Genomic DNA, 1,326 nt, shown 5'->3' with positions numbered 1-1,326 from the left:
GTGGTTCCGGGGCAGGTGTCAGCTCCAGGAAGGTGCGCTCAGATCGGTGAAGAATTTCTCCGGGGTTTTATCGAGATCCGCATGACGGGCATTCTTTTTAAGCACATCGTAGATGATCCAGAGGTTTCCCGGGCTGAAACCCATCCCGAATCTCATGGTGATTTTGTCGCCGTTATCTCCGGACAATTCGAGCAACTGGCCCGAATCCGGAGTAGACGACAAATCCTGGCAATAATACCGGACAGCGGCTATTCTCGTGTACTCCATCTCTTTCCAGAAGAACCATTCCCGGTAGGATATCCTGTCTTCGGTCAGCCGGACCGCGGGTCTGATATAGATAAGATACACGAGCAAAAAAGCTGTAATCCCCACGAGGAAAACCATCCAGCCCGGTATATTCATCATTGGTTCTGAGACCATGGCGATAATAAACAAGACCACGATGAGGAGCGGAATGGTGACATACCAGATGGTGGAAGAATCCTGGTTCATCCGCAGGGTGAGGGGAAGCATATACGGTTCCGGCAGCAGGTCCTTTTTCCAGGGCGTTGCGTTCGGATCGATAAAAAATTCCCCCATGGATTTTTTGATGCCAGCCCGAGTGGCCTTCTTTTTCAGCACATCATAGATAATAAAGTGGTTTTTTGGGTAATCAAACATGCCGAGGCCTATTTTGATCGTATTGCCAGAATCGTCGGACAATTCGAGCATCGGGAGATTCTGATATTCCGAAGGCTGTAAATAATACCGTACTGCGGTTATCCTGCTGTACTCCATTTCCTGTCTGTAAAACCACCGCCCGATCGATACCTTGTCTTCTGTCAGCCGTATCTCCAGCGTGATGATGTAAAGATATATGAGCGAAAAGAACGCCAGCATCAGGATGAAAAATATCCATTCCGCTATGTTGTCCGGTGGATCTGTAAAAGCAGCATAATTAAACAAGCCCGCGATGACCGGCAGGAAGATGACAGACAATAGGATGAAAAGACTCCGATCTATCCTTATGGTGAGGGGAAGCGTATAAGGTTCCGGCGCGGGTAACGGCTGCATGCTGTCGTACCGGTTCTGTTGTATCTCAAAGACATTAATATATCCGGGCATGATGGAACCTGGTATGTAGCAACGTTACAGCCACATCCGCCCGGAGCACACTGGCATCGGCAAATCCATGGGGTTCGGTCCGGGGACTCTCACTCCGCCACCGTCAACCCATCCACATAACAATATGACTGCGGCGGAACAAACCCGGGGATCTCCTCCCTGGGATCTATGGGGGTATCGAACTCCTTTAAGTTCTCAATCCCGATAGCGTACCCCTTGGAT

The 1,326-nt window shown here is 49.8% G+C and carries 1 protein-coding gene; it reads right to left on the bottom strand.

What is annotated here, in order from left to right; all coding sequences use genetic code 11:
* Positions 1–18: 18 nt before the first annotated feature.
* The gene (locus tag CW742_RS13385) at positions 19–1,104 is read right to left on the bottom strand and encodes a hypothetical protein (RefSeq protein ID WP_292421202.1); all 1,086 of its coding nucleotides are present in this window, start codon (positions 1,102–1,104) and stop codon (positions 19–21) included.
* Positions 1,105–1,326 lie beyond the last annotated feature (222 nt).

Origin of the sequence: Methanoregula sp. (assembly GCF_002835825.1) — an archaeon.
In the GTDB taxonomy this organism is placed as follows: Archaea; Halobacteriota; Methanomicrobia; order Methanomicrobiales; family Methanospirillaceae; genus Methanoregula.
Note: the sequence above shows the minus strand (reverse complement) of the source record. Positions and strands in the feature narration are given on the sequence as shown.